This window comes from Algoriphagus halophilus (assembly GCF_041729275.1).
GTDB lineage: Bacteria > Bacteroidota > Bacteroidia > Cytophagales > Cyclobacteriaceae > Algoriphagus > Algoriphagus halophilus_A.
The window spans coordinates 2,471,911-2,494,629 of the sequence record NZ_CP146486.1 but is presented as its reverse complement, the minus strand read 5'-3'; the positions used below and the strand labels follow the sequence as shown (position 1 = coordinate 2,494,629).

The window sequence follows — 22,719 nt, the reverse complement described above, 5'->3', positions numbered from 1 at the left end:
GAAACTGGGATAAAACTTATCCGAATGAAAAAAAATGAAATAACTATTCTTGGAGCCGGTCTAATTGGCTCCTTGATGGCCATATATCTCAAGCGTCAGGGCCTTGATGTCACTGTTTACGATAAGAGACCTGACAAGCGGAAAACTCCCTATTATGAAGGGGGCGCTCCATCAATATGGCTTTGAGTCATAGAGGTTGGAAAAGCTTGGAAGAGGTGGGACTGAAAGATCAGGTGCTTCCTTTGTCTATTCCAATGTATGGTAGAAAAATCCATGACGAACATGGGGGGACTTCCTTTATCCCATACGGTAAAAAGATCAAGCAATTTATTCCATTTCAAGAGGTAAATTCAATCAATTGTTGGCTGAAGAAGCTGAAAGACTTGGAGCTGAATTCAAATTTGAACATAAATGCCTAGAGGTAGATTTCCCTTCTCAGAAGATTACCTTTGAAACCACCGAAGGGGAAGAAACTTTAGATGCTCCGGTGATTATAGGGGCTGATGGAGCCTATTCTGCACTTCGTTTAAGCATGCAAAAGCAAATCCGCTTTAACTATAAGCAGGAATATATTTCGCATGGATATAAGGAGTTGACCATTCCTGCCACCGCTAAGGGTGAGTTTGCAATGGATCCAAATGCATTACATATATGGCCTAGAGGCAAGTTTATGTTAATTGCCTTACCTAATCCGGATAAATCTTTTACCTGTACTTTGTTTTTGCCCTTTGAAGGCACAAAAATCTGTTTTGATAAAATCACAGATGAAAAAGATCTTATAAGCTTATTCAGCAATTATTTTGACGATGCTTATCAGCTCATGCCTGATTTAGTGGAGGAGTTTTTCAGAAACCCTACCTCTGCGCTAGTAAATGTGGATTGTTATCCATGGGTACAAGGGAGAAGTTTATTGATTGGAGATGCATCTCATGCCATGGTGCCATTTTATGGTCAGGGAATGAATTGCGGTTTCGAGGATTGTTTTATCCTGAATGGACTGATAGATAAATTAGGAACCAACACCTGGGACTTGGTTTTTGAAAAATTCCAGAAAAACAGAAAAAGAGATACCGATGCGGTTTGTCAATTGGCAATGGAAAATTTCATTGAAATGAGAGATTCAGTTGCTGACCCCAAATTTTTGTTGAGAAAGAAAATTGAAGCTAAGCTTCATGAATTATATCCTAATGACTGGATTCCACTCTATACCTTGGTTACATTTTCAGATATCAGTTATTCTGAAGCCTATGCGCGGGGTAAGTTGCAGGAGGAAATCATGGATAAAGTAATGGCTGATCCTTTGATTACTGAAAATTGGAACAAGCTCGATTATGAAGACATTATTTTCCAGATGGAAACAGCAAAAGCGGTCTAAATTGACCGCTTTTTTTATTTAATAGCTAATTGTGTCAGTTATTCCTCTGAAATTCTCGAGTCTAGGAAGTGTGAATTTTGTTTGGAACTAGTCTTTAAAGTGTTTACTCCTTTGAAATTTTGATCTCTTCCTTCAGATTTAAAATTTCATCTAAATATTCCCTGCTATTGGAAAGTCTAGGGATTTTGTGTTGACCACCCAACTTTCCTTTTTTGCCTAGCCACATTTCAAAGATCCCGTGAGGTGCAGTATGAATGATAGGAGCTACTAAAGCAAGATCCTTGTGCCTTTTGGCATCGTAATCTGAATTGACCTCTCGTAAGTGCTGATCCAGGAGTAAGTTAAATTGATCTTGGTCTATGGGTTCCTTGTGGAATTCAATGAGCCATTCATGCGCCCCTTTGGATCCTGAGGCATCAAAATAAACCGGAGCGGCAGTGAAATTTGAGATGGTAGCTCCCGTATGTTCTGCGGCATATTGGATGGCTTTCTCAGCGTTTTCTACAATGACCTCTTCTCCAAAAGCATTGATAAAATGTTTGGTCCTGCCTGAGATTTTGAATCGATAAGGTTTGATAGACGTAAATTTGACTGTATCACCGATTTTATACCTCCATAGCCCTCCATTAGTGGAAATTACTAAGGCATAATTTTTTCCTATTTCTACTCCTGCCAATGGGACTACTTTGGGGTTTTCTTTTTCCCAATCTTCCATCGGAATGAATTCATAGAAAATTCCGTAATCCAACAGCAGAAGTAATTCTTCTGAGTTAGGTTGATCTTGGATGCCGAAAAATCCTTCAGAAGCATTGTAGGTTTCTACATACCTCATTTTTTCAGAAGGGATCAGTTCTTTGAAAAGACTTCTATAGGGCCCAAAAGCTACAGCCCCATGAAAGAAAACTTCCAAATTGGGCCATACTTCCAAAATGTTCTTTGCCTTTTTTATTTCCAGAATTCGCTGCATTAAAACCACTGTCCAAGTAGGTACACCTGCAATGCAAGTGACATCTTCGTTCATGGTTTCTCTGGCCATTTTCTCAATTTTTGCCTCCCATTCACTCATCAAGGCTGTTTCTAAAGATGGAGTTCTGACAAATTGAGCCCAGATGGGGAGGTTTTGCATGATTACCGCGGAAATATCTCCTGCTCTGGCAGAACCTTGAGGATTCAACGGATTCTTCTCAAGGGTCCCTCCAATAGTCAAGCTTTTTCCTGCAAAAAGTCTGGAGTCAGGGTTATTGGCGATGTATAAGGAAACCATGTCTTTCCCACCGCTGTAATGGCAGTCCTCTAAACTTTCGGTAGTAACAGGGATGTATTTGCTACGGGAAGAAGTGGTTCCAGAAGATTTGGCAAACCACTCAATCGTGGTGTTCCAAAGCACATTTTGAGTGCCTCTCATCGTTTTATCGATGTAGGGTTTGATCCCCTCATAATCTAGAATAGGAACTTGTCTGGCAAAATCATCGTAGTGTTTGATTTTAGCAAAACCAAACTCCTTTCCAAATTCAGTGTTTTTTCCAGCCTCTATTAATTCAAAAAAAGTAGTGTCCTGGACCTGTATTGGGTTTTTTTAAAGTTTTCTATTTGACCAATCCGATTTTTAAAAATCCAGGTCATAAAGGAATTTAATACCTCCATTAATTAAAAATTTTGCGTTTTAGCTCAAACTGACTACCCAAATAAACTTTTCGGACTTGTTCATCAGCAGCAAGCTCTTCGGCTGTTCCGGCTTTCAATAATCTTCCTTCAAACATTAAATAGGCTCGATCTGTGATTGAAAGTGTTTCATTTACATTGTGGTCCGTGATCAGAATCCCGATATTTTTAGTCTTTAGTTTTGCTACTATTGTCTGGATTTCTTCAACTGCAATGGGGTCAACTCCTGCAAATGGCTCATCTAATAATACAAATTTAGGATCTACTGCCAAAGCCCTGGCAATTTCCGTTCTTCTTCTCTCTCCTCCAGAAAGTACCATCCCTAGGTTTTTCCTCACATGCGTTAAACTGAATTCTTCCAGTAAACTTTCTACCTTCTCTTTACGCTCTTGCTTGGGCATTTTGGTCATTTCCAATACGGCCATAATATTCTCCTCTACCGAGAGTTTTCGAAATACCGAAGCTTCTTGGGCTAAATACCCTATTCCTAATTTAGCTCTTTTGTACATGGGAAGGCTTGTGATATTTTCACTTTCCAAAAATATTTTGCCCTCATTAGGTTGGACTAATCCTACGATCATATAGAAAGAAGTGGTTTTACCTGCCCCATTTGGACCCAGCAAACCTACAATTTCTCCTTGCTCTACTTGTACTGAAATATCATTCACCACACGGCGACCTTTGTAAATTTTGACGAGGTTGTCGGCTTTTAGAATCATATTAGTCAAATTTGATGTCTTTTACGTAGAGCTGTAAGCTGGATTTGTCACGGAAGAAATTTTCCCGCATTTCAGCCACAATATCAAAACGCATTTTTCCTTGTAACATTTTAACAATCGTGTGATCTGGATCCTTTACTCGGTCGGCTAATCCGAATCCTAAGCAAACTGGTTTTGTCACTTGACCATCTTGTACGATATTAAACCGAAGGTGTTTATCCTTAAGAATGATCACATTTTCTGCGTAGGCCTGAGAAATTCTGAAAATGGGCTCAGTATTTCCCGGACCAAAAGGAGCCATTTGCTTCAATATATTATAAAACTTATAATTTATTTGATCCAGCAACAATTCATCGTCAGTTTCTATGACAGGCTTTCTATGAACTTCTTCGATTCTTCTTTTGACCACTGATTCAAACATCTTTTGAAAGTCGGGAACCTTGTCTACCGAAAGGGTTAAACCTGCCGCATATTTATGCCCTCCAAATTGATCTAACAGACCAGAACATTCTGCAATAGCTTCGTAAATATCGAAATCTACCACTGAACGTGCACTTCCAGTGGCTTTTCCGTTCGATTCGGTTAAAATGATTGTAGGTCTATAGTATTTTTCTATACATCGACTGGCAACAATACCAATTACACCCTTGTGCCAATCCTCTTTAAATAGTACAGTAGAATTCCATTCTGTGTCCATTTCTTGATCCGCAATCATCTCAAAAGCCTCTTTGGTGATATTTTCATCAAAGTTTCTCCGAGTGGTATTCACCTCATCTACTAATTTGGCCCGTTCGATCGCTAAATTGAGATCGGTGGAAATTAACAGTTCTACCGATGCTTTGGCATGTTCCAATCTTCCTGAAGCATTGATTCTTGGACCTATTTTAAAAACGATGTCAGAGATGCCGATTTCTTTTTCAATTTTGGCACTCAGCATCAAGGCCTTTAATCCTGGTCTAGGGGTATTATTGATTCGGTCCAATCCATAATAAGCCAGAATTCTGTTTTCTCCGGTTATAGGAACAATATCTGCAGCAATGCTTACGACCAATAAGTCCAAATATGGATACAAACCTGCTTCATCAATTCCACGCCTTTTGGCATGTGCTTGAATTAATTTGAATCCAACACCGGCGCCACTAAGCTCCTTGTAAGGATATTCACAATCGGTTCTTTTTGCATCTAAGACAGCAATAGCCTGTGGTAAATCTTCTCCGGGAGTGTGATGATCACAAATGATGAAATCTACTCCTAGCTCTTTGGCAAGCTTCACTTTGTCAATGGCTTTGATTCCGCAGTCTAGCGCAATGACGAGCTTGTAATCGTTGTCTGCGGCAAACCTTACTCCTCTATCGGAAATTCCATAGCCTTCCTTGTATCGGTCGGGGATATAGAAATCTACTCTACTATAAAATGTCTGAAGAAAACTGTAAACCAAGGCAACCGCAGTAGTACCATCTACATCATAATCTCCATACACTAGGATTTTTTCATTTTGATCAATGGCTTGTTCAATCCTATCTATTGCCTCAGACATATCTTTCATCAAGAAAGGGTCATGCAGATGGCTTAAACTAGGTCTAAAATAGTTTTTGGCCTGCTCATAGTTCTCCACACCGCGATTAATCAACATATTAGCCAGGATTGGATTTACGTTGATATCCCTTCCTAGCTGCTCAACTAGTTCTGGCGTTGCTCGTGGTTTCTGCTTCCAAACGTACTCCATGGTTTGATACTTGGGTTTAATAAAAGGTAAAAGTGTATCTACCTTAATCCTATAATTCGATAAAAAAGTTCTAAAAAAGAGAAATTGCCTTAAGCTTTACTCTTTTTGTATTGAAACCAAAAATAACCCGGAAATATGAGTGCTTTCAATTTCCAGTCATTTTTCTCTCTCAATGTTAGGCCTGAATCCTGATGCACTGTACGATACATTTTGCCTGCTAATAAGCAATGGCCTATTAATGCGGCGAATACAACTGCATAAATAATCAGTTCATTCATATTAGTCTTTTTGCAATATTAATGCGGCCCAATTGTCTTTGCTGTTTTTCTTGTAGAGACTTAGACCTAAAGGAGCAGCATGGTCCAATAAATCCTCAATATCTTCCGTATAAAAGCCGCTCAGCAAAAGAAACCCTTTTGAATCTAATAACTCAGCATAGATCTCCATTTCGTCCAACAGGATGTTTTTATTGATGTTGGCTAAAATAATATCGAATTTCCCTTGTGGATTTACCTCTCGAATGGTTCCAATATCCATTCTGGTTGAGAGACCATTTAAATCAAAATTCTCATTGCCATTTTCGACACACCATTCATCAATATCAAAGGCTTCTATTTCCTGCGCTTCCAGCAAATGAGCCATAATTGCTAAGATTCCAGTTCCTGAACCTACGTCCAATACGCGTTTTCCTTTGTGGTCAATCTCGGCTTGATGCTTTAACATTTGGTATGTGGTAGCATGGTGCCCTGTACCAAATGACATTTTGGGGTTGATGACAATTTCGTATTGAAACCCTGGGGCTGGGTCGTGGAACGAAGCTCTTACAAAAACAAGATCATCTACTTCAATAGGATCGTAATTTTTTTCCCATTCCTCATTCCAGTTGACTTTTGGCATTTTACTTTCATGCCAAGAAATTTGAGCGGGAAGCTTATATTTTTCGATTAACTCTAAAAAGCCTCCCGGTCAAATTCTTGTTCAGGTGCATAGGCATCCACTCCTTCTTCTGTTTCTAAAAAGGAATCAAAGCCTATCTCAGCTAATTCTGCAATTAGGATTTCCCGGAAATCTTCCAGGCAATTGATTTTTAATTCCAGGTAATCCATTTCTAAATTAGAATGATTTGATGATGTCCATAAAGTCTCTTGATTTCAGAGAGGCTCCTCCTATCAATCCACCATCCACATCTTCTTTGGAAAATATTTCTTGCGCATTTTTAGGGTTGCAACTTCCACCATACAAAATAGAGGTTTCAGCAGCGATGTCTTTACCATATTTGCTCGCAATATGCCTTCTTAAAGCAGCATGCATCTCCTGTGCCTGCTCTGCGGTGGCCGTTTTTCCGGTTCCAATTGCCCAGATTGGTTCATATGCAATCACTACTTTGCTAAAATCTTCAGGACTCAAGTCAAAAAGGCTTTCAGTTAGCTGAAATTTGACATTCGGTTCATGTGTCCCGGCAGTTCTGATATCCAAGGACTCGCCACAGCAGAAAATCGGTTTCAACCCATGGGCCAAAGCTTCTTTTACTTTGACAGCTAGCAATTCATTTCCTTCATGGAAGTATTCTCTTCTTTCACTATGACCAATGATGACATATTCTACTCCAAATGAAGCCAGGATTTTAGCAGATACCTCACCAGTAAATGCTCCAGATGCCTTATCAGAACAATTTTGAGCTCCTATCTTAACTCCTGACACATCGCCTACCAATTTCTTAACTGGAAAAATATGTGGGAATGGAGGATTCAAGATCGCTACAACATCCTTGATGTTTTCGTCTTTATACATGTTGACAATCTCAGAAGTCAGGATTTGACCTTCTTCAAAAGTCATATTCATTTTCCAGTTGCCGGCTACAATTTTCTTACGCATGGTTGTGGGTTGTTTATCTAATTAAGATTTGAAAGAATCTAATTCAAGGGTAATTTGGCTTAAAATTAAAGAAAATGTCCGTCTGGCGAAAAAATAACTCAGAACAGTCCATAAAAAAGTCTTGGTCTCTAGAGGAAGCCAAAGAAAAGCTCTCTACTTTTTGTGCCTATCAGGAACGTTGTATTTGGGAAACCAAGCGAAAACTTTACGAAAAGGGAATCAAAGAAGAGGATTCTGATGAATTAATTGCCTATTTGATAGAAGAGAAATTTATAGATGAGGAGCGTTTTGCAAGGTCTTTCTCTCGAGGTAAATTCAGACTGAAAAAATGGGGTAGGGGAAGGATAAGGCAAGAATTGAAGATGCGCCAGATTCCGGAAAGTTTGATAAAAATGGGACTTTCTGAAATTGATCCCTATGAATATTATGACACCTTATTGTCTCAAGTGGAGAAACATTGGGGAAGAATCAAGGAGCAGGATCCTTATAAAAAGAAGTTTAAAGTTATCCAATACTTATTTTCCAAAGGTTTTGAAATGGATTTGATCAAGGAGGCGATTGAGGAATTAAATATGGGTGATTAAACAGTACCCGGGATCATATCTGACATAATTTTGGCAGAAAGCAAACAAAGCGGGATGCCTCCTCCAGGATGGACAGACCCTCCGCAGAAATAAAGGTTTTGGATTTTGGAGGAATAGTTTGCATGCCTAAAAAGGCGGAGAACTTATTGTTTGAAGAGTTTCCATAGAGTGCTCCCTGCGCTGAGGATGTCTTCAACTCGATCGTTCTTGGATCCAGAATTTCTTCTACCTCAATTAAAGGCTCTATATCTGTTTTTAAAATTCTATTGAGTTTATGGATAATATTCTTTTTGGATTCCAAAATTAATTGGTCCCAATCCTGGCCTTGATTATTGGGGACATTAATCATTGTAAACCAATTCATGCAGCCTTCAGGGGCGTCATCAGGTTTGTAAAGGGAGGTGATATTAATGTAGACAGTTGGGTCATGGTAAATCTTTCCCTTTTTAAAAATATGGTCAAATTCCTCCAAATAATTATCAGAGAAGAAAATATTATGTAGATCCAACTCTTCGAATTTGCGCTTGATACCCCAATAAAAAATTAATGCTGAGCTGGATTTAGGTTGATTTAAAAGGAGTTTTGGTTGCTTTTGTTTTTTAAAATGGTCTTATACGCATTAACCATATCCATGTTATTGATTACGATCTCTGCCTCTATTTTTTTATTGTCTGCTAGGATAACCCCTGTAGCTTTTCCCTGTTCTACCATAATTTCATCCACTTTTTGATTGAAAGTGTATGTAACTCCAAGATCCAAGGATAACTGAAATAAGCTGTTAGTAATGTCATGCATGCCTTTTTCGGGAAAAAGGCTCCGATATTAAATTCTAAATGAGGGATAATATTTAGCGTAGCAGGTGTTTCGTAGGGGTTGGATCCATTGTAGGTGGCGTACCTATTGAAAAGTTGAATGAGTTTAGGATTGTCAAATTGCTTTTCGTTGGCTTCATTCATGGTGGAGAAGATGCCCAGTTTACCCATTTTTAGATAAGCCTTCATCGCATCCTGATTGGTCCATGTTTTCCAATCATGTAGGGACTTATGCATAAAAAGTGGGGCCAAATGGTCATAGATATAGGAGGAGTTAATCAATGCCTCTTTGATATGGGACTTTGGCTCGCCCAGTTGCTGATTTACCTCCTCTGCAAATAAGTCTAAGTCAGCGTATGCTTTCAACTTTTTCCCATCTTCCCAAAAGTAATGACAGGTGACTGGAAGCTTGAGGTAATCAAAGTGTTCTTTTGGGTCTTTTTCGGCCAAATGAAATAATTCTTCTACTTGTTCTGGTAAAGTAAAGAGGGAAGGACCTGCATCAAACCGGTATTCTCCTAGATCAATTTTTGAAAGTTTTCCTCCAGGGTAAGAATTGGACTCGAATACGGCTACATCGTATCCTTTTAATGCTAGGCGAATGGATGAAGCGATGCCTGCGATCCCTGAACCAATAATGATGGCCTTCATTGGTATTGAATTTAATGAGCTAATAATTTCCGAGTTATAGCCTACTTTTGATATTATGGAAAATTAAAAGAATTTATCGAAAAATGGGATTTGGTATTCCATTAAACAAAATTTCAATAAAAAAGGCTTGAGTAAGAACTCAAGCCTTTTCATGGTTTGTTTAAAATTACAGCTTTTCAAATACTCTTCTAAAGCTGGTAGCTTCAGCGATTCTTCCATGAAGTTCTGCTATTGGCACTCGCTCTTGTTCTGTAGTGTCTCGATGACGGATAGTCACTGTATTGTCTTCTAAGGTCTGGTGATCCACTGCAATACAGAAAGGTGTTCCGATTAAATCCTGTCTTGTATAGCGCTTTCCGATAGAAGCAGCATCTTCATAAATGATATTGAAATCATATTTCAATAATTCTACAATTTCCTTTCCTTTTTCAGGTAGGCCATCCTTTTTAGTAATAGGAAGAATGGCTGCTTTTACTGGTGCAATAGCAGGATGCAATTTCAAATAGGTTCTGCTTTTCTCTTCAGTCTTTTCTTCGGTGTATGCGTTGCAAAGTGTCAGTAAGAACAATCTATCTGCTCCGATTGAAGTCTCAATTACATAAGGAATGTAATTTTGATTGACTTCGGGATCAAAGTACTGCTGTTTCTTTTTAGAAAATTCCTGATGGGATTTCAAATCAAAATCAGTTCTGGAGTGAATCCCTTCTACCTCTTTAAATCCAAATGGGAATTCATATTCAATATCCATGGCAGCATTAGCATAGTGGGCCAATTTTTCATGGTCATGCTTTCTCAACTTATCTTCAGGAGTTCCAAGAGCCAAATGCCATTTCATTCTCATTTCCGCCCATTGCTTGTACCATTCCAATTCAGTACCAGGTCGCACGAAAAATTGCATTTCCATTTGTTCGAATTCACGCATTCTGAAGATGAACTGGCGAGCAACAATCTCATTTCTGAAAGCTTTACCGATTTGGGCGATTCCAAAAGGAACTTTCATTCTGGCTGTTTTCTGCACATTCAGGAAGTTGACAAAAATCCCTTGGGCAGTTTCAGGGCGTAGGTAAATGGTGGAGGCATCTTCTGCTACAGAACCTACCTGAGTAGAGAACATCAAATTAAATTGACGTACATCCGTCCAGTTGGAGGTCCCGGAAATAGGACATTTAATGTCTTCATTGATGATCAAATCCCTTACACCGGCCAAGTCTTCTGCTTCTAGCATTCTTGCCAAGGCTCCAGTTAATGAATTGGCTTTTTCGATGTCACCCGCTTTTTCAAACGTAGCAGCATGCTCCTCGATCAACACATCCGCTCTATATCGTTTTTTGGAGTCCTTGTTATCGATCATTGGATCATTGAATGAATCCACGTGACCCGAAGCCTTCCAAGTGGTGGGATGCATAAAAATAGCTGCATCGATCCCCACAATATTATCTTGGACTCTGGTCATAGTTTCCCACCAAAGTCTTTTCAAGTTATTCTTTAATTCTACCCCATATGCACCATAATCATAGACTGCCTGAAGCCCATCATAAATCTCAGAGCTTGGGTAAACAAAACCATACTCTTTGGCATGGGAAATAATATCTTTTAATTGGGCGTTTTCCGCCGGAGTTGCTGTTTTTGCCATGGGCGCAAAAATAAAGAAACATATTGATAACTATGAACCTAAAAAAGTTCTAAATCTCTAAAAACTAGTATTCTCTTGTTACAAATTGAAAAAGGCCATCATTACTTGGGTAAGATGGCCTTAAATTGAGTTGGTTAGTTTATCTAAATGTATATTTGACACCGACTCCTCCTCTAAGATAACTATGGGAATGGTCGGCAAAGACAGGTGCGGCTTCCACCAGGAACCCTAAATTCCTAGTATTGCTGAATGGCTTGATCAAGACTCCAACCGGTATCGCTAAATAAATTTCATTGTGGTCGTCGTGATGCTTATGGTTATGATGATGACCTAACAAGCCTAATCCAGCTCCGACATAGGCATTCACTTCACTTTTTCTGACAAAATTATATCCGCCCATCAGCTCTAGGCCTATATCATGACCAATACCAAGTCTTGCTTCTCCGAAAAACTCCTTGTCGGATTTGTTCCGACGGTGATAAATGTATCTGAACTTTGAAAGTTAACTCCAACTGCAACCTGAGCTTTGGAGATTGATATAAAGCCGAATAGGGCAAATGCTAATAAGAATATTTTATTCATGTGATATTAGTTTGGATCTTTTGGTCACATGGAATCTCGCATTTAAATACTATTTACAAAGTGTGTAATCTTAGCAATGCTCGATTTCATGGTGGTTTAGTTTTTAACCTTATACACCAAGAAGAAGCCAAACTTAAAAAATCACCATTTTCCTTCAGCTTTAGAGATAGTGCGTTGTTCTTTGGAGCTTAGAAAGGAGGCTTCTATCATTTTTAAAACACTGATTGTCTGAGGAATGGTGACTTTAAGAGGATTTCCTTTCAAAATAGCATCAGCTACATTAGCGTAATAAATTCTATAATCGCCTGGGACGCTTTGGTAAGATTTAGTTTCTGAATTGAGGAATATTTTTCCCCAATTTTCCTCAGGTTCTACACCCCAATCCTTTCCAACTGGCTTGATGCCTTCTTTAAAAGCTTGTTCTTGTACGTCCATACCAAACTTCAAATAAGAGCCGTTCTGACCCAACATTAGGTATTTAGGAGTAGGTGCATTGACCAAAACACCGGCGGTTACTCTGGCTTTGAAGTTCTCATAATGCATGACGATGTCGAAGTGATCATCAGCCATCGCTCCTTTTCTTTGTTTTTGGATATCTGCTTGAATACTATCGGGTGCACCAAATATCATCACCACTTGATCGATCAAATGGGAACCTAAATCATAAGTAATTCCATTTCCTGGACCTGCTTCTTCCCTCCAATTACCTGAAAGTTCTGGTCTAAACCGGTCAAAGTGAGACTCCAAATACACCAAATCACCTAGTATCCCTTCTTGAATCAATTTTTGGAGGGTCATGATATCTCCGTCAAATCTTCTATTATGAAATACTGAGCAAACTTTTCCAGTTTTATTTGCTAATTGCAATAGCTCCTCTGCCTCATGAGAATAAATAGTGACGGGTTTGTCTATCACCACATGTTTTCCAGCTTCTAGACATTGTTTGGCCATCGGGAAATGGAAGGTGTTTGGGGTAGTGATGACCACTAATTCTACCTCGCTTTTTTCCAGTAACTCCTCGAGACTTCTGTAAATAGTAACTGACGGATACTTCTCCTTGCTTTTATTGGATTTACGTTCTACCACTGCCACTAGCTCTAAGTCTGGGCATACGGTAATCAAAGGAGCGTGCATTTTTTCCGCAACTGAGCCATAGCCCACGATAGCAGTTTTGATAGGAGTGTTCATAATTTATAGGTGCATATCCTGGACCTTATTGACTAGTTCGATCCTAGAGGAGACTTGTAATTTGCTATGTATGTTTTTTCTATGAGTTTCAATAGTCTGCACACTCAAGCTGAGGTCATCTGCAATTTCTTTATTCTGACGTCCTTCTTTGATTAATTTGATAATCTGTACTTCCCTTCTGGATAATTTGAATTTTTCTCGGAAAGCATCAAAAAATGAGCTTTGGTTGGCTTGCTGGATCACCCTTTGAAAATTTGGTAAGTGTCTTCCTTCAAACACTTCATGGATGGTGTATACCAATTCATCTGGGTCGGCATCTTTTAATACAAAGGCATCTGCCCCATCATGCATGCACTTTTTATAGATTTTTTCTTCGTCATACATGGATAATACAACAACTTTAATCTCAGGGTGATTTTTTTTTGCATATTCTAGGACTCCAAATCCATCTAGTACGGGCATATTCAGGTCAGTAAGGATCACATCCGGAAGATCTGTAGCGATTTCATCTACCAACTCTTTTCCATTAGGATAAAGACCGGTAATCAATAAATCGTCATATTCCTCTAAAAGTCCTTCTAAGCCTTTAGCGAATAGTTTATGGTCATCAGCTAAAGCAATTCTGATCATGTGGGGTATTCAGGGTATAATGTAAGCTTTGTACAAAAAGATTAGTACAAATTACTTCATGGATATTAATTAGGCAACAATAAATGGATAAGTGTTCCATTTCCTATACTGGAGGTAATAGAAAAATCTCCTCCAATGGTTTCCATTCTCTTTTTTAAATTATACATGCCACTTCCAGAAGACTCTATAGAAGTATCGAATCCTTTACCATTGTCTTTTATTTGGATGGTTCGTGTTTCACCATCTTTCCAAATCTTTACCTTGATTTCCTCGGGAGAGGCATGCTTCATCGCATTGTTTAATACTTCCTGGATTACCCGAATCAATACCAATTTTTGATCTTTAGGTAATTCACCAAGTTCTATGGAATGTTGAAAGGAAGTTTTGCAAAAACCTGTGGATTCTATTTTTTGTAATTGTTGTTCTATAAATTCTTCAATTGTCAGAGAATCCACCCAGTCCAAGTTTAAATTTTTGGACAAGGCCCTTACTTCAGAGATTACTTGATTGATGGTTTCCTTCCCTTCTTGTTGTTTTTCTGGCTTGGAAGAACCTAAATAAAGTTTAGCCAAGGAAAGTAACTGGCCAATATTGTCGTGTAGTTCTCTACCTACATGGGTAAGAGTGTCCTGCTGAATTTCATTCTCTATGTTAAGCAAGGTTTTTTCATGTTCAGACTTGATCTGATCAAGCTTTTGTTTGTTTTGTGCCTGTCTTTGTCTATGAATAAAGACCATGGCAACTACGAAAGTGGACATCAGACCTCCTAGAAAAAGAGTGCTAAAAATGATGACGTAAATTTGATCTTCAGTTGGGTTCATATAATGGTTCTCTTAAAAAAACATTTGGTAATAAAGGGGATGCGATAATTAAGATCAATATGCCAATGTTGATGATACCCATATACATATCAATTTGAGAAATACTTTGACCTAAGTCTGGGTTGAATTCATAAAGATATAGGTAAGCAACAGAGCTAATATATGTCAATGAGTAAGTAAAAAGCAAAAAGGTCATTTGCCAAAAAGAAATTAATCGGAGTGGTTCGGTTTCTAAATAGTACTGGTTCGTAATTAATCCCATAAAATATAAACCGCTTCCTATTAATATCATATTGGCACCCATGGCAGAAATGATGGGTTGATCTAAATACAGGGGTTCTATTCCAATAATCTGTAAAACAAAAGCGGTGATGATAAAAACCAAGAGCATCCAGGTGATGATTTTTTCTTGGTGGGCTCTAGCCAATTCCTAATTAATAGTAAGTAAAGAATCGTGGTGATTTGCTGAAAACAAATATTAAATACCCAAAGATTATAATTGGGATTTTCAGTATTTCCCAATAAAGCATTTACAGATTTTTTAAAGTCTAAATTATAATTAGTGTAAGCTCCTAAGTTTTCATAAAAAACAGTGAAAGCTAAGATGACATAGGGGAGCCAATAGAAAATTTTGGTTTTACGTGATTTAGGTAGACGGAAGAATATTAGGCTTCCAATTATTAAAAAGCTATCAATTATAATTAGATACCAACTCCCAAATTGCTCAATAATGCTTCTATCCATAATAGAAAAAAATAGACTCTCTGCTCAAATTCATTTTAAGTTTTAAAACTGGCAAAAAGCTAATTTTACATAAGAAAGGAAAAATAGCAAAGTTAAGCTGAAGTTTCGTGAGATATATAGAATGGTTCTTCCTCAAAAACCCTTGGAAGAAAAGGAGAGGCAATAGTCAAGGTAAGAATTCCAAGATTGATGATCTTCATAATGATATCTATTTTTTGGATAGCCTCACCTAATACAGGGTTCACCTCATAGAGGTATAACAAGGCCACTGAACTGACGTAAGTTAAGGTAAATGTAAACATGACAAAGGTCATTTGCCAAAAAGAAATCAATCGTAATGGATTCTTGTCCAAATATTGAGGGTGGGTAATCATGCCAGTGAAATACAAAGCACTTCCAATTAAAATAAAGTTGGCACCCATTGCAAAAATGATAGGTTGGTTTAGGTAAAGTGGTTCAATTCCTGATAATTGTAAAGTCATGGAAACGACTATAAACAGGATGATCATCCAATTGATGTATTTCTTTTTGGAAGGCTCCAGCCATGACTTGATTAATAATAAATAAAGGATAGTGCCGATTTGTCTTTTGGCCACATTGAATAACCAAAGATTAAACCTTGGGTATTTGTAGTTTCCTAAATATTCATTGACAGACTTTTTAAATTCATAATTGTAGTTAGTGTAGCTTCCGAAATTTTCATATAAAAAGGTAAAACTCAAGATGATAAAAGGAAGGTAAAAATGAATGTTTCCTCTTTTTTCCTTAGGTAATTTAAGAAAACAAACCAAGCCAATAACCATCAATACATCCATTGGAATGGTATCTAATGGATATGCTGTAAATAAGGCTTCAATCAGTTTACTGTCCATTAAAAATGATTTGGTTAACTTTTTTTAAAAATTAAGTGTGACAAAATTAGTAAAGCCCTTAAGCGGCTTTAAAAATAGGTTCTTTCACAAAGACCTTTTTTAGTAGAGGAGAAGCGATAATCAACACCAAAATCACTTTATTTAAATACCCAACACCCGATCTATATGGCCAATTCAAAGTTGGGGGTTTATTTCATAAAGATAAATAACAGTCATCGAATTAATGTAGGTCAGTGAGTAGGTAAATAGGAGAAAAGTTATTTGCCAAAAGGAAAGAAGTTTTAAGGGGTTGGAATTCAAGGCTACAAAATAAAGCCCGCTTCCAAGTAAGATCATATTGGCACCCATGGAAAAAATGATAGGTTGATTCAAGTAAAGAGGTTCAATCCCAGTGATTTGTAAAACTAGAGAGACGATCACAAAAATCATCACCATCCAATTGATGTATTTTTTTTGGTAGGTTCCAGCCAGTTTTTAATTAAAAAAGGTATAAAATGGTCGATATCTGCTTATTGGTAATATTATATAACCATAGATTATACTTTGGGAATTCCGTGTTCCCTAAAAGTGCATTGACTGATTTTTTGAACTCAAAATTGTAATTCTTGTAACTGCCAAGATTTCCATAAAAAACCGTAAAGCATAGGATCACAAAAGGAAGTTAAAAGTGAATATTCCGTTTTTTATCCTTTGGTAATTTTAAATAAACAAATATTCCAATCAAGAGAAGCAGGTCAGGTGGAATGGTGTATTGCGGGTAGGCAGTAAAAAAGGCTTCAATCAATCTTTCGTCCATCACTTGTTATTTTTGGTCTTTAGCCAAAGCCTTACAATCGTGATTTCTACCTAGATTAATCATCAAATTTGAGGGGATAAATCTGGTACTTTTTCCGGGTTGTTAGATTGCTTAAACTCGAAGTAGGGTTCTCTTTCAAAAAGATATGGATACCTTGGTGAAGCTACAGTTAAGACCAAAATCGCTAAATTTAATACCCCCATGACCCAATCAATTTTTAAAAGAGAAGCTAATAATTGAGGGTAATTAGTATAGAGGTACATCAGTGAAGCTGATGAAATATAAGTCAATGAATAGGTAAATAAAATAAAGGTCATCTGCCAAAAAGATAATAATCGAAGTGGATTGACCGATAAGTATTGTTCATTAGTCATCAGACCAATAAAGTAGAACCCACTTCCTAATAAAATTAAATTAGCTCCAAAAGTAAAAATGAGTGGTTGATTTAAATAAACTGGTTCAATACCAGAAAGCTGTAATACTTGAACTACTATAAAAAAGTAATCATCATCCAATTGATATATTTTTTTGGAAGGCTCTAGCCAGGATTTAATTAAAAAAAGGTAAAGGATTGTTGAAATGTGTTTATTTCCAATGTTAAAAATCCAGATGTTAAATCTTGGATTTTCAGTATTTCCTAAGAAAGCATTTGCAGCTTTTCTAAACTCAAAGTCATATAAAGTATAAGCTCCGAGATTCTCATAAAATACGGTAAATGACAAAATCAAAAAAGGGAGCCAATAAAAACTATTGGCTCTCTTTTCTTTGGGAAGTTTTAAGAAATAAATGATCCCAAGTACTAGTAAAATATCAATTAATATTAAATACCAGTTTACAAATGCTTCAACAAACCTACTGTCCATGTTTAAGCATCAGTAGGCTCTGGATCACAGAATGGAGGGCAGATTGTGCCATGGTTTGCATAGTCATCCTCTCCAGCAGTCAAAGAAAGTTGCCCCTCATCCAAATTAGCAGGTCTCATCACTAGAGCTAGCGCTCCTGTTACTTTGTCTACATCATTTGGATAATATTTTGTAGCTACCTCTTCGGTATATTCAGTTATGTAAAACTGAATTCCACCTTTTTGGGATCCTGGTCAGCTTTGGCAAGAAGGCCTTCTAATGTCTCTCTGTCAAAAAAATCCAATTCGTTTGATCCGTTTTATCTTTGCCGTTTTTGTCTTTGGCAGGTTTTCCTTTTTTACTTCTTTGTCATACTTGTCCTTCATGGACTTGAAGTCTTTATTTGAGATTTTCATTGAAAAATTAGTTTTTTAAAACAATAAAATTCATTTCCATAATGAGTCGCAAAAGATAGCATATTTTGCCTAGTAGAGGCAACAACTATGAAGTAGGTATTATGATAAATTAATATTTAATTTGAATAGATGATTGGAGCAATTCTTTCATAGTTGAGATAAAAGAAAAGCCAAAATAATTTTGGCTTTTCTGGTTTGTTAGTCAGTATGTTTTTGTAAGAAATTCCTAATGGTTTTTGTTTAAGATGTAAAATTTACTCGCAAACATAAGGGCATTGAGTACCTCTGTTTTGATACTCTTCTCCACCTTCTTCTACCTCAATCGAGGTGATTTGATTTTCATTGAGATTTGCTGCTCTCATCACCAGTGTCATTTGACCGGTATATTCATCAGCCTCATTCGGATAGAATTTTTTTGCTGTTTCCTCCGTGTATTCGGTAAAATAAAATTGAATACCTCCTACTTTTGGATTTTGATCTGCTTTTGCTAATAATTTTTCTAAAGTTTCTCTATCAAAAAATATCCAATCAGTTTGGTTGGTCTTGTCCTTGCCTTTTTTGTCTTTGGCGGGTTTTCCTTTCTTTACTTCTTTGTCATACTTTGCCTTCATGGACTCAAAGTCCGCTTTTGAAATTTTCATAGAAAAATGTTTTTCGTTAAGTGATAAATCAATTTCGTAATAAGAATAAGATTCAAAATATACTATTTTTTTCCTTATAGGCAATGATAACAATATGGAATTGAATCCATTGACTATTTAAAATATGCTTTATAAAGATGAATCAAAACTTTTTATTCTTTTTGGGTCTTCCAAGGTTACGAATAAGGTTCTTGATCAAATAGATGTGTTAGTCTTGGAGATGCAATAATCAGGATTAAGACACTTTGATTTAAGATTCCCATTAACCTATTCAGCAACACTAAGAACTCTGACAATTCTGGATTTATGTTATACACATATATTATTGAGACAGAAAAGATATAGGTCAAAGAATACGTAAACAATAAAATAGTAACCTTCCAGAACGAAAGTAATCTCAGGGGGTTTGCACGGAGGAATGAAGGGTCCGAAATCATTTGTAAAAAATAAATACCACAAGCTATTAATATCAGATTGGCCGCAATGGCAAATAGCATGGGTTGATCCAAATAAAGGGGTTCAATACTTGAAAATTGGAACACTAAACTAGTTACAATAAAACCATAGATCATCCATGTTAAAATTCTCTTTTGGGTAGGAGGAAGCCAAGATTTAATTAAGAACAGATATAGGACTGTGGCGATAATTGTATTGGCGACATTAAATACCCATAGATTGTATCGAGGGAATTCTGTATTTCCCAAAAGTTCATTAACATATCTATTTAATGGTATATGATAACGGGTGAAAAAACCCATAGACTCATAGAAGACTACAAAAACAAGGATAATGAAAGGGAACCAGAATTTTTTGCTGTTTTGTTGAGCTTTTGGTAATTGGAGGAAAAAATAGATTCCAGTGATCAAACAAAGATAGAGGGTTACTAAATACCAATTGATCAAAATCTCCGCTAATCGATTTCCCATATACGTCCAATAAGGTCAAGAATACAAGTATGTCTATTGATATGTTCTAGCTTTTTATTTTTTCATACTATCCTAAATTGGACTTTTCATGCCTTAAAATAAATATTTGTTTTGAGCAAAAAAAGAGCGGGAAACACCCGCTCTTTTAGATACTCGAATTCTAAATTCTATTAAGCCAATTTCTTGGATTCTTTTGGTTCTTCTTGATCGATTTCTCTTTTCATCAAATCCACTACGATAGGAGTAGCGATAAATACAGATGAATAAGTACCCACCAAGATACCTACAAGAAGTGCGAATGAGAACCCTCTCAATACTTCTCCACCGAAGATCAATAATACAAGAACCACGATTAAAGTAGTAAATGAAGTAATCAAAGTTCTACCTAGAGTTTGGTTGATCGCATCGTTAAATACTTTCACCAATCTGTGTGTACCTCTATTTTCAATATTTTCCCTGATACGGTCAAATACGATTACGGTATCATTGATAGAGTAACCGATTACGGTAAGGACCGCCGCAATAAATACCTGGTCGATTTCGAAAGTTGCACCCAAAGCACTCGCAATTGCAAAGGCAGCAATTACAAACAAAGTATCGTGGATCAAGGCAATGATAGATGCCAAGGAGAATTGCCACTTACGGAATCTCAATAAGATGTACAAGAAGATGGCAATCAATGCTACGACCATTGCTTCAGCAGAAGATGCTTTGATGTCATCTGCCACTGTTGCTCCTACTTTAGAGGAACCTGTAATCGCAAATTCTTCAGTGCTAAGGTCTTCCGCATCTTCTGTAAATTGAAGTCCAGTTACAGTAGCGATTCCCTCCTTCACTTTCGATTCTACTTCTGCATTGGAAGCATCATCATCTTCATTGATCAGGTAAGAAGTAGTTACTTTCAATACGTTGGTAGCACCATAAGTTTTTACTTCTACAGAGCCATCAAACTCACGATCCAGACCAGTTTTCAAATCAGAAGCTGCTACTGGTTCTGCAAATGCTACGATGTAAGATCTACCACCTGTGAAATCCACACCGAATTTCAAACCATTGATTCCAGCAATTACAAGACCTACGATGATGATACCAGTAGAAATCAAATAAGCTACTTTTCTCTTTCCAAGGAAGTCGATACTCAAGGTGCTTAGTGCATTCTTAGCAAATGGAGTGGCAAAACTGATGTTGCTCTTATCACCTTTTTTGCTCATCCAAGAAACAATCACTCTGGTGATGAATACTGCAGAGAAGAAGGAACAAGCAATACCGATCATCAATACGATCGCAAAGCCTTTTACCGGACCCTGTCCTAAAGCATACAGGATTGCACCAGTTAAGAACGTAGTCACGTTGGAGTCAAGAATCGCTGAGAATGCCTTGTTATAACCAGCATTAATCGCAGCAATCAGACCAACCCCATTTCGGAGTTCTTTCTTGATACGTTCAAATATCAGTACGTTGGCATCAATGGACATACCGATCGTCAACACGATACCGGCAATACCTGGCAAGGTCAATGATGTTTGAAGCTGTGCTAGGATTCCTAAAATGAAGAAGATGTTGAAAACCAATGCAGAGATAGCGATCAAACCACCTTTAGCATAATAAGCAACCATAAATAGTACTACGATCGCCAAACCAGCCACCATGGAGATCAAACCTTGATTCAAGGCTTCTTTACCCAAAGTTGGACCGATAATGCTTTCTTCAACAATTTGTGTAGGTGCAGGAAGAGAACCTGACTTAAGGATGTTAGCTAAATCCTGTGCTTCTAATAATGTGAAGTTACCAGAAATCTCAGATTGGCCCGTTGGGATTTCACCATTTACTACGGGCGCAGTGTACACATAGTCATCCAATACTACAGCGATTCTTTTACCGATATTCTCAGCAGTTAATTTTCTCCACTTTCTAGCACCTTCAGCATTCATTTGCATGGATACAGCAGGTCTGGAAGTTTGATCCAATACTTGTCTTGCGTCTGTAACCACATCACCTTCCAAAGGAGCTTGATCAGATCCTTTTGGAATTTTGATTCCGTAAAGTTCCAATGCTTCTGTACCATCTTCCAACACTTGAGGCTTCACACCCCAAAGCAACTTGATGTCCCTTGGAAGCATTGCTTTGTACTCATCTCTTTTCAGGATTCTGTTGATGGTAACAGTATCTTTTACATCATATACCAAACCGTAGTTTGCTTTCAACAAGCTGAAAATAGGAGAGGTACCCGCGTCTGGATTCATTGGGTCAATTTGACTCAATTGCTCTTCCAAAGCCTTTCTCAAAGAGTCTTCTTCAGAAAGTGGCTCAGTAGATTCTTCTTCAGTTTCTACTGTAGAAGAAGTAGATTTTTGATCTGCAACATAAGCAGTGTTGATTGCTTCTAAAGAAGAGCCAAATTCGTTTACTTCTGCAACTTCCCAGAATTGAAGTTTAGCAACTCCTTGTAGTAAGTTTCTTACACGCTCTTGGTTGTCTACACCAGGAAGTTCAATCTGGATTCTTCCAGAACCCTGAATTCTTTGAATATTTGGCTGAGAAGTACCGAATCTGTCAATACGAGTTCTTAGGATGTTGAAAGAACGTTCAATTGCATTTTCGATTTCAGTATCGATGATATCCAGAATTTCAGAATCTGAAGTTTCCAAAGAGATTTTTCCTCTGTTGGCAGCAGTTGCGAAAATGGAGCTCAGGTTTTTGTCTGGGCTATTTTTTTGCCATTCAGCATAAAACAAGTCTACAAATTTGTCATCAGAGGTTTTTGCCATTTCCTTGGCATCATCTACTGATTTGTTGAAAGCCACATCTTTTGGATTTCCAGCAATTCCTTTCACGATCTCAACTGGAGAAACCGCCAAGGTAACATGCATACCGCCCTGAAGGTCTAGGCCTAATCCAAGTTCGGTTTCTTTTACTTCCTGATACGTATAGTCAGCACCTAGGAAATTATAAACTGGCTCTCTCCAAACTGAATCGAGATAAGCTCTTCTTAAGGCAAAATCAACATTGCCGGATGCGTCGGTAGCATAAGCTTCTGCTTTTTGCTGTACGCCATTTGATACAAATGTGAATGACAGATAATACAGACAAAGTGCTGTAATAATCGCTGTCAAAAACACAATGACACCTTTATTTTGCATAAGGATTAGATATTAATTAATTGAATTGTAAATACAGATGAATTGCTTTCCTATTCGATAGGAAGCAGGGGTAATAGGGAACTC

Annotated in this window: 19 protein-coding genes and 3 pseudogenes; 2 read left to right on the top strand and 20 right to left on the bottom strand. The window is 37.5% G+C overall.

What is annotated here, in order from left to right; genetic code table 11:
* Nucleotides 1–24: 24 nt before the first annotated feature.
* Nucleotides 25–1,375 (top strand): annotated as a pseudogene (locus V8V91_RS13390) (FAD-dependent oxidoreductase).
* Between the two features lie 103 nt (nucleotides 1,376–1,478).
* Here V8V91_RS13390 and V8V91_RS13385 read toward each other — a convergent pair.
* From V8V91_RS13385 to tpiA, 7 genes and pseudogenes are all read right to left on the bottom strand, one after another.
* A pseudogene (locus V8V91_RS13385) lies at nucleotides 1,479–3,019 on the bottom strand (GH3 auxin-responsive promoter family protein).
* The gene (gene lptB, locus V8V91_RS13380) at nucleotides 3,019–3,756 is read right to left on the bottom strand and encodes an LPS export ABC transporter ATP-binding protein (RefSeq protein WP_074225542.1); all 738 of its coding nucleotides are present in this window, start codon (nucleotides 3,754–3,756) and stop codon (nucleotides 3,019–3,021) included. The pseudogene V8V91_RS13385 and the gene lptB overlap by 1 nt, the downstream one beginning before the upstream one ends.
* A gap of 1 nt (nucleotide 3,757) precedes the next feature.
* Nucleotides 3,758–5,482: a single-stranded-DNA-specific exonuclease RecJ gene (recJ, locus tag V8V91_RS13375; RefSeq protein ID WP_373400531.1), complete on the bottom strand. Its 1,725-nt coding sequence runs from the start codon at nucleotides 5,480–5,482 to the stop codon at nucleotides 3,758–3,760.
* Nucleotides 5,483–5,571: 89 nt separating this feature from the next.
* The gene (locus V8V91_RS13370; protein WP_074225540.1) at nucleotides 5,572–5,760 is read right to left on the bottom strand and encodes a hypothetical protein; all 189 of its coding nucleotides are present in this window, start codon (nucleotides 5,758–5,760) and stop codon (nucleotides 5,572–5,574) included.
* Between the two features lies 1 nt (nucleotide 5,761).
* A complete protein-coding gene (prmA, locus tag V8V91_RS13365) occupies nucleotides 5,762–6,379 on the bottom strand; it encodes a 50S ribosomal protein L11 methyltransferase (protein WP_373400530.1) in 618 nt (205 codons plus the stop codon).
* A gap of 53 nt (nucleotides 6,380–6,432) precedes the next feature.
* Nucleotides 6,433–6,588, bottom strand: a complete 156-nt coding sequence (locus V8V91_RS13360; RefSeq protein ID WP_373400529.1) for a hypothetical protein — start codon at nucleotides 6,586–6,588, stop codon at nucleotides 6,433–6,435.
* 7 nt (nucleotides 6,589–6,595) lie between these two features.
* Nucleotides 6,596–7,357, bottom strand: coding sequence for a triose-phosphate isomerase (gene tpiA / locus V8V91_RS13355; RefSeq protein ID WP_373400528.1), 762 nt, complete (start codon nucleotides 7,355–7,357; stop codon nucleotides 6,596–6,598).
* 74 nt (nucleotides 7,358–7,431) lie between these two features.
* Between tpiA and V8V91_RS13350 the strand changes: the two genes are divergently transcribed.
* Nucleotides 7,432–7,941, top strand: coding sequence for a regulatory protein RecX (locus V8V91_RS13350; RefSeq protein ID WP_373400527.1), 510 nt, complete (start codon nucleotides 7,432–7,434; stop codon nucleotides 7,939–7,941).
* Here V8V91_RS13350 and crtD read toward each other — a convergent pair.
* From crtD to secDF, 13 genes and pseudogenes are all read right to left on the bottom strand, one after another.
* A pseudogene (gene crtD / locus V8V91_RS13345) lies at nucleotides 7,938–9,410 on the bottom strand (1-hydroxycarotenoid 3,4-desaturase CrtD). The gene V8V91_RS13350 and the pseudogene crtD sit on opposite strands and share 4 nt — an antisense overlap.
* Nucleotides 9,411–9,570: 160 nt before the next feature.
* On the bottom strand, nucleotides 9,571–11,037 hold the full coding sequence (locus tag V8V91_RS13340) for a glycine--tRNA ligase (RefSeq protein ID WP_373400526.1): 1,467 nt from the start codon (nucleotides 11,035–11,037) through the stop codon (nucleotides 9,571–9,573).
* A 139-nt stretch (nucleotides 11,038–11,176) separates the two neighbouring features.
* The gene (locus V8V91_RS13335; RefSeq protein ID WP_373400525.1) at nucleotides 11,177–11,437 is read right to left on the bottom strand and encodes a hypothetical protein; all 261 of its coding nucleotides are present in this window, start codon (nucleotides 11,435–11,437) and stop codon (nucleotides 11,177–11,179) included.
* Nucleotides 11,438–11,448: 11 nt separating this feature from the next.
* Nucleotides 11,449–11,619, bottom strand: a complete 171-nt coding sequence (locus V8V91_RS13330) for a hypothetical protein (RefSeq protein ID WP_373400524.1) — start codon at nucleotides 11,617–11,619, stop codon at nucleotides 11,449–11,451.
* Nucleotides 11,620–11,760: 141 nt separating this feature from the next.
* A complete protein-coding gene (locus tag V8V91_RS13325) occupies nucleotides 11,761–12,807 on the bottom strand; it encodes an oxidoreductase (RefSeq protein WP_373400523.1) in 1,047 nt (348 codons plus the stop codon).
* A 3-nt stretch (nucleotides 12,808–12,810) separates the two neighbouring features.
* Complete coding sequence (locus V8V91_RS13320; RefSeq protein ID WP_074225531.1) at nucleotides 12,811–13,437, bottom strand: response regulator transcription factor; 627 nt, start codon at nucleotides 13,435–13,437, stop codon at nucleotides 12,811–12,813.
* Nucleotides 13,438–13,502: 65 nt separating this feature from the next.
* Nucleotides 13,503–14,258 (bottom strand): sensor histidine kinase, encoded by a 756-nt coding sequence (locus V8V91_RS13315; protein WP_373400522.1) that lies wholly within the window; start codon nucleotides 14,256–14,258, stop codon nucleotides 13,503–13,505.
* Nucleotides 14,245–14,685 carry a hypothetical protein gene (locus V8V91_RS13310; RefSeq protein WP_373400521.1) on the bottom strand — a complete coding sequence of 147 codons (441 nt, stop codon included), beginning with the start codon at nucleotides 14,683–14,685 and terminating at the stop codon, nucleotides 14,245–14,247. Before V8V91_RS13310 ends, V8V91_RS13315 begins: the two co-directional genes overlap by 14 nt.
* A 409-nt stretch (nucleotides 14,686–15,094) precedes the next feature.
* Complete coding sequence (locus V8V91_RS13305) at nucleotides 15,095–15,874, bottom strand: histidine kinase (RefSeq protein WP_373400520.1); 780 nt, start codon at nucleotides 15,872–15,874, stop codon at nucleotides 15,095–15,097.
* 858 nt (nucleotides 15,875–16,732) lie between these two features.
* Entirely contained in the window at nucleotides 16,733–17,533 is an 801-nt protein-coding gene (locus V8V91_RS13300; protein ID WP_373400519.1) for a histidine kinase, read from the bottom strand.
* A gap of 649 nt (nucleotides 17,534–18,182) precedes the next feature.
* Nucleotides 18,183–18,569: a molecular chaperone DnaK gene (locus tag V8V91_RS13295; protein ID WP_373400517.1), complete on the bottom strand. Its 387-nt coding sequence runs from the start codon at nucleotides 18,567–18,569 to the stop codon at nucleotides 18,183–18,185.
* Nucleotides 18,570–18,745: 176 nt separating this feature from the next.
* Nucleotides 18,746–19,495, bottom strand: coding sequence for a histidine kinase (locus V8V91_RS13290; protein WP_373400516.1), 750 nt, complete (start codon nucleotides 19,493–19,495; stop codon nucleotides 18,746–18,748).
* A gap of 170 nt (nucleotides 19,496–19,665) precedes the next feature.
* Nucleotides 19,666–22,635, bottom strand: coding sequence for a protein translocase subunit SecDF (gene secDF / locus V8V91_RS13285; RefSeq protein ID WP_373400515.1), 2,970 nt, complete (start codon nucleotides 22,633–22,635; stop codon nucleotides 19,666–19,668).
* Nucleotides 22,636–22,719: the final 84 nt, after the last annotated feature.

What these genes read in the sequence shown, in the direction of transcription:
- lptB (WP_074225542.1), bottom strand. Translation starts at nt 3,756, where the DNA reads ATGATTCTAAAAGCCGACAACCTCGTCAAAATTTACAAAGGTCGCCGT.
- recJ (WP_373400531.1), bottom strand. Translation starts at nt 5,482, where the DNA reads ATGGAGTACGTTTGGAAGCAGAAACCACGAGCAACGCCAGAACTAGTT.
- V8V91_RS13370 (WP_074225540.1), bottom strand. Translation starts at nt 5,760, where the DNA reads ATGAATGAACTGATTATTTATGCAGTTGTATTCGCCGCATTAATAGGC.
- prmA (WP_373400530.1), bottom strand. Translation starts at nt 6,379, where the DNA reads ATGCCAAAAGTCAACTGGAATGAGGAATGGGAAAAAAATTACGATCCT.
- V8V91_RS13360 (WP_373400529.1), bottom strand. Translation starts at nt 6,588, where the DNA reads ATGGATTACCTGGAATTAAAAATCAATTGCCTGGAAGATTTCCGGGAA.
- tpiA (WP_373400528.1), bottom strand. Translation starts at nt 7,357, where the DNA reads ATGCGTAAGAAAATTGTAGCCGGCAACTGGAAAATGAATATGACTTTT.
- V8V91_RS13350 (WP_373400527.1), top strand. Translation starts at nt 7,432, where the DNA reads ATGTCCGTCTGGCGAAAAAATAACTCAGAACAGTCCATAAAAAAGTCT.
- V8V91_RS13340 (WP_373400526.1), bottom strand. Translation starts at nt 11,037, where the DNA reads ATGGCAAAAACAGCAACTCCGGCGGAAAACGCCCAATTAAAAGATATT.
- V8V91_RS13335 (WP_373400525.1), bottom strand. Translation starts at nt 11,437, where the DNA reads ATGGGCGGATATAATTTTGTCAGAAAAAGTGAAGTGAATGCCTATGTC.
- V8V91_RS13330 (WP_373400524.1), bottom strand. Translation starts at nt 11,619, where the DNA reads ATGAATAAAATATTCTTATTAGCATTTGCCCTATTCGGCTTTATATCA.
- V8V91_RS13325 (WP_373400523.1), bottom strand. Translation starts at nt 12,807, where the DNA reads ATGAACACTCCTATCAAAACTGCTATCGTGGGCTATGGCTCAGTTGCG.
- V8V91_RS13320 (WP_074225531.1), bottom strand. Translation starts at nt 13,437, where the DNA reads ATGATCAGAATTGCTTTAGCTGATGACCATAAACTATTCGCTAAAGGC.
- V8V91_RS13315 (WP_373400522.1), bottom strand. Translation starts at nt 14,258, where the DNA reads ATGAACCCAACTGAAGATCAAATTTACGTCATCATTTTTAGCACTCTT.
- V8V91_RS13305 (WP_373400520.1), bottom strand. Translation starts at nt 15,874, where the DNA reads ATGGACAGTAAACTGATTGAAGCCTTATTTACAGCATATCCATTAGAT.
- V8V91_RS13300 (WP_373400519.1), bottom strand. Translation starts at nt 17,533, where the DNA reads ATGGACAGTAGGTTTGTTGAAGCATTTGTAAACTGGTATTTAATATTA.
- V8V91_RS13295 (WP_373400517.1), bottom strand. Translation starts at nt 18,569, where the DNA reads ATGAAAATTTCAAAAGCGGACTTTGAGTCCATGAAGGCAAAGTATGAC.
- V8V91_RS13290 (WP_373400516.1), bottom strand. Translation starts at nt 19,495, where the DNA reads ATGGGAAATCGATTAGCGGAGATTTTGATCAATTGGTATTTAGTAACC.
- secDF (WP_373400515.1), bottom strand. Translation starts at nt 22,635, where the DNA reads ATGCAAAATAAAGGTGTCATTGTGTTTTTGACAGCGATTATTACAGCA.